Genomic DNA, 5,403 nt, shown 5'->3' on the forward strand with positions numbered 1-5,403 from the left:
AGTAAATAGTAAATTTTGTTTGAGATAATCCGTTATCGGTAATTATTGGTAAGTTAGGAACTGGTAAAACATTACTTTTAACTTATTTGTCGCAAACTATGAAATTATTGACAGATGAAATTTATAGTAATTATCCGTTAGAAGATGATAAAGTTAAAGTTTTAACATTTAAAAATTTAGATTTTACAGATAGAACAAAACCGGTTCCCCCAGATGATAGTGTTATTTTATTTGATGAAAGTTATTTGTATATTGATGGAACTAGTTCTCATGATGAGAAAAAAGTTCATAGTGGTAAAATACCGTGAATTGTTTTAGCGAGACATTTTGGACATCGTGCGTTGTTTACTGCTCAGCGTGAGGGTATGATTTGAAATAATATTCGCCAGTTAGCAAGTGGGATTATTATTCCAATTTCATTGAAAAARCCCGTTRCTAAAAAARGATTTAATTTTTTTAATYGTTTCTTTATTATGCGAATTGGGATTTTCCAAGATATAACGGATTATGAAATTTGAAAAACAAAATCAGTAGAACGAACAGYAGAAGGTAAAAGAGCAAAACATAAGTCGGATGTTGGGTTAGGAATTCGGTTTTTTAAAATAATAATTCCCCTTGAATTCGCTAATAAGTATGATAGTCAATGGTTAAAGTTTGTGCGTGATTTAAAGAATGATGAAATTGTTAATAAAAAAGAATATTATTGGTTGGAAATCACAAAATTAAGTGTTAAAGAACGATTAGAATTGTTTGATATTGATATTTTGAAAAAGAATTTAAAACCTAAAAAAGAGAAAGGAAATGGTAAAGATGATTAATTTATTAGTTGAAAATAATAATAGTAATTGAGATAAKATTTTTAGTTTTGTTTTTGATATATTTTTGTTTATTTTTGATGTAATTTGAAATACAAAATTACCGATGACAAATATCTATTGCTTATTTTTTAGTCTTTTTTATGGTTATTAAGTTATCTATTTATGCAATTCATGGCACATCAACACAATATAATAATTTAGGTTCGACAGTTAATAATGGTGTTTCGCAAGTATATTCGTCAACTGTACGAAAAGGTATTAATGTTGGTAAAAATGTTTATCAGAATAGTAATAAGAAACAAGTTAAACGAGAAATTAAACGTCAAAATGTTAGACAACAAGCAAAAGTTAAAAGAGGTGTTAAGTAATGATTAAATTAGTTTTATTGGTTGCGGCAATCGCGATATTTGGAACTGGTTTTATTACTGTTATTATTAATCAATTTACATCAGCAAAAAATATTATTATGGATTTATATAATTCTGATACTTGGTTGATTTGATTATTTGGTAGAATGGCAGTTTTGTTTAGTCATTCATTAATGTTAACGATATCAAGTTTATATATTGTTGGGTTTATTGTTTCAAAAACATTGTATAGTTAGGAGTTGAGTTTATGAAAATTAAAATTTTAAAGTTTTTAAAAGAAAAATGATGAGAAATATTAGTATATATTTTAGTTGTTGGTTTTGGTTTTTCTTTATTTATTGGGTCAATTTACGATAAATGAGATAGATTAATTAATGAATTTGGCATTTTATTTTGATATATGTTATTTGCAAATTTGTTTTTTTTGATTTGAATTAGTTTGATGTATTTTATTTATAATTAATTTTAAAAATAAGAAAGGTGGTAAAGAATAACGCGTAAGTTATCATATTTATTTGCCATATTTATTTTAACTTTTTTGGGTTTCGTTATTCCATTTATTACTTTTTAACGGCGTTTAGACCCTTAAATGAGGATCATTATACGCTTAAACAAGAGAATAAGTACTCATAAAGGTATTAATGAAACTGATTTTATTAATACGATGTTTTTACGTAGCAGTTTTTTTGAAAATTGGTCGGAAACAAATTATTTTATTAATCCAACTTTAAAAACATCAAAAAAATTATCATTTAATGATAAATGGTATTTGGATTTTTTACAAGATAGTTATTCAACCGGAGTTGTTTATGATAAACCTAATGAAGTATTTTTGAATTATTATCGACAATGACATAGTTTAAAAAATCAGTTTATGGTTGAAAAATTTTATGATGTTAAAAGGGAGAATTTTTTGAATGATTTAACTGATTTTATTTATGCCTTTGCTGTAAAATATAAGATGTTTAATGTATCGAAAGAAATTGTGGAAAATGTTGACCGCTATAAAGAAAATCATTATCCAAGAGTTAAGTTAAATCAATATTAAATTTTAAAAATATAAGTGGTACATTTAACCAAGAATTTAATGTGCGTAATAATAAATGATATGTAATATCAGCAAGAAAACTCAATACAACAGATAATTATAAAATTATTAAATTTAAAAACAATGATATTGACAAACCATTTGGTAATGTTTGAAATAATGGTGTTGCTTTAAATGGAGAATGATATTCTGTAATAGAATTATATAGATGAGAAGGCGTTGGTGAACCACAATTACCAACCATTGATAAAAACACTGGTGAAATTACTGATTGAAATAGTTATCAACAAACTCGCGTAAAAGAATTTATTGATTTATCTTTATATTCTGTTTTGCAAGAAAATATTAGAGTACAGCGAGGTGATAGTGCGGATTATGAAAATCCGAATAAGGTTGGTACAAAGCGGATAATTTTTGATTTTGAGACGGTTGATGAATTGGATGTTAAAAATATTAAAAAAGCAATTTATCGGATGATTTTAACTGTTGATGAAGCAAATTTAATTATTTCTAGTAGTTTAGAGTTAAATAATATTAATAATGATGATTTAAGTTTTAATTTTAGTTTTATGCGAATGGGAATGGGTGAAGTTTTTAATTTTAATGGTTTAATTTATTCATCATTAAATAGTAAAGATTTAAAGTATTATCAACAGTTTAGTGGTCAGTTTGATTTATCTAAGTTTTTACAGTCGTTTTTTGCAAGTGCATTGGTGCCAGTGCTTCAAAATCGTAGTTCCTTTATTGAAAATGGATATATTGATAATTTACAATATGATACTGTTTTAGTTAACTTTTTTGCGTTGAAATTACAAAATTTTAATAATATTTTGTTGAGTGAAAATATTAATGATAAATTACAATTTGATAAATTATTAAATAGTATGTTTCAGATTTCACAGAAATTTTATACTAATTATTTACGTACGATTTTTGATTTAGAAAATAATACTTATGTTCAAGGTTATAATAAAAAATATGGTTTGTTAGTAAATAATGGTTTTAAAATTTACCCATGATATTTTTATTTTTCAGATAAATATAAACAGTTAGATATTAAATTATATTCAGCATTTAAAAATCGGTTTTATAAGATTAATAATTATGGTAGTGTTTTTAATTATGATTTTTCGGTTGCTAATAATTATAATATTAACTCAAATTCGGGTTATGTTTTTGAAGGTGGTTTAAAAGATAAATATGGTTTAAAATACAAAAAAATTGAAGAACAAAAAATCGGTTATAATGTTTTTGAATTGCAAGCACAAAAAGAGAATGATATGTATCGTTATTATGATTTTAATTTTGAGATTTATAACTGACAAGAAATTAATAATGGTGGGTTGTTCCTTGATAAACAATGATGACAAGTACAATATGTAACGCCAGAGGGTTGATGAGATTTTGGTGCTCATATTAAAAATGTGGTGATTTGAATTGTCAACACTATTCCTGGTGTTAAACAAGTTAATGAATTAGCGAGTGGTGTTGGTAAGGTTTTTGAAACAGTATATAGTTTTTTTAGTCAGATATTTGAGGTATGAAAATTTAATCCAGCATTGTATAGTACAATAACAAATATCTTTTTATTAATTATTTATATGAAATTTGTGCGATTAATATAAAAAAGGAACTGTTATTAAGTTCCTTTTTTTCTTTTCAATCAGTAATTTTACCGGTTTTTTTATCTATTTGAGGTAATATTGGTTCACCAACGCCTTCTCATCTATATAATTCTATTACAGAATATCATTCTCTATTTAAAGTAACACCATTATTTCAAACATTACCAAATGGTTTGTCAATATCATTGTTTTTAAATTTAATAATTTTATAATTATCTGTTGTATTGGGTTTTCTTGCTGATATTATATATCATTTATTATTACGCACATTAAATTCTTGGTTAAATGTACCACTTATATTTTTTCAATTACTATCTTTTGGTGCTTGTTGTGGATTATATTTGGTTTATTATCTCCTCCCCCGTTTTCCGTTTTCATTATTATTTTCTTTTTTACAACTGATTAATGTTGTTGTGCTTGTTGCGTTTAATCCAATTGCTCCTATTATGCTAAGTCATTTTTTCATATAGATTGCTCCTTTTTATTGTTTTATATATAATTGATATTATCATATATCAATTATATATTAATAATTATTTTATAAATTAATGAAAGGTATATAAGTGTTATGTATAGTCATTTGAGTTTTATAGATAAAGTTAAATTAGAACAATTATTATTATCAAAAATGTTTTTAAAAAAGAATGGTGAACAGAATATTTCTGTAATTGCTAAATTTTTGAATAGACATCGTAGTACTATTTTACGAGAAATTAAGAGATTTAAAACTATTAAAGAATATAGTGCTTATAAGTTAGATGAAATGTATTAGAAATGTATTATGAGAAAAGAAAAAAGAATAATAAAAGATGTAAATTTACTGAAGAACAGATTAATTTTATGAAAATTAGACTTAATAAATATCGTGATGCTCCGAGAGAATTTATTTATCGTTATTTTTTAAAATTTAGTGTTAAATTTCCGGTTTGTGTTAAAACATTGTATAAATGAATTCGTTTAGGTTTTTATGGTTTTTTAAAACAGAATTTGCGACATCGTGGTAAAAAATATAAAACAAAAGGAAAATCTGATAATCGTGGTAAATTAACTGATTTTAAGTCAATTTGAGATATTGAAAATAAAGTTTCTAATGTTGGTTGATTAGAAATGGATACTGTTGTTGGAAAAAACCATCAATCTAGTTGTTTAGTTTTAGTAGAACAATCAAGTAAAAAATACTTTGCAATAAAATTAGAAAATCATACTGCTAATGAAGTTTTTGAAAAGCTTAAAGAAATTTTTATAAATAATAATTTAATTGGAAAAATTAAAGGAATAATAACAGATAGAGGGAAAGAATTTAGTGAATGACGAGAAATGGAAATATTTGCCAAAACACAAGTATATTTTTGTGATGCTGGCAAACCTCGTCAAAAACCTTTAATTGAAAATATGAATGGTGAGTTTAGAAAATGATTTCCTCTTGGAACTAATTTTAATAATGTTAGTCAAAAACAAATAGATTGAGTAGTTAATGTAATAAATGATAAACTCCGACCGTGTTTAAATTGAATAAGTGCAAAAGAAATGTTTTTGCATAATAT

Annotated in this window: 4 protein-coding genes and 4 pseudogenes; 6 read left to right on the forward strand and 2 right to left on the reverse strand. The window is 24.6% G+C overall.

Translation table 4 applies throughout. From position 1 onward, the window contains the following. Positions 1-5: 5 nt before the first annotated feature. The 5 genes and pseudogenes from C6B38_RS08415 to C6B38_RS08435 all read left to right on the forward strand — a co-directional run. A pseudogene (locus C6B38_RS08415) lies at positions 6-818 on the forward strand (hypothetical protein); the annotation flags it as partial. After that, a pseudogene (locus C6B38_RS08420) lies at positions 811-1,186 on the forward strand (hypothetical protein). The pseudogenes C6B38_RS08415 and C6B38_RS08420, both read left to right, overlap by 8 nt. Continuing rightward, positions 1,186-1,422, forward strand: coding sequence for a hypothetical protein (locus tag C6B38_RS08425; protein ID WP_105299290.1), 237 nt, complete (start codon positions 1,186-1,188; stop codon positions 1,420-1,422). The pseudogene C6B38_RS08420 and the gene C6B38_RS08425 overlap by 1 nt, the downstream one beginning before the upstream one ends. 11 nt (positions 1,423-1,433) lie before the next feature. After that, positions 1,434-1,649, forward strand: coding sequence for a hypothetical protein (locus tag C6B38_RS08430; RefSeq protein WP_199558621.1), 216 nt, complete (start codon positions 1,434-1,436; stop codon positions 1,647-1,649). A gap of 27 nt (positions 1,650-1,676) precedes the next feature. Further along, positions 1,677-3,859 (forward strand): annotated as a pseudogene (locus C6B38_RS08435) (spiroplasma phage ORF1-like family protein). Here the strand turns inward: C6B38_RS08435 and C6B38_RS08440 are convergent. Next, a complete protein-coding gene (locus C6B38_RS08440) occupies positions 3,828-4,127 on the reverse strand; it encodes a DUF3688 family protein (protein WP_105299291.1) in 300 nt (99 codons plus the stop codon). The pseudogene C6B38_RS08435 and the gene C6B38_RS08440 overlap by 32 nt on opposite strands. Before the next feature lie 81 nt (positions 4,128-4,208). Continuing rightward, the gene (locus C6B38_RS10425; protein ID WP_162475943.1) at positions 4,209-4,325 is read right to left on the reverse strand and encodes a lipoprotein; all 117 of its coding nucleotides are present in this window, start codon (positions 4,323-4,325) and stop codon (positions 4,209-4,211) included. Positions 4,326-4,427: 102 nt separating this feature from the next. Here C6B38_RS10425 and C6B38_RS08445 point away from each other — a divergent pair. Beyond that, positions 4,428-5,403: pseudogene (locus tag C6B38_RS08445) on the forward strand (IS30 family transposase); the annotation flags it as partial.

It is taken from the genome of Spiroplasma sp. ChiS (assembly GCF_002968355.1).
Taxonomy (GTDB): Bacteria; Bacillota_I; Bacilli_A; order Mycoplasmatales; family Mycoplasmataceae; genus Spiroplasma; species Spiroplasma citri.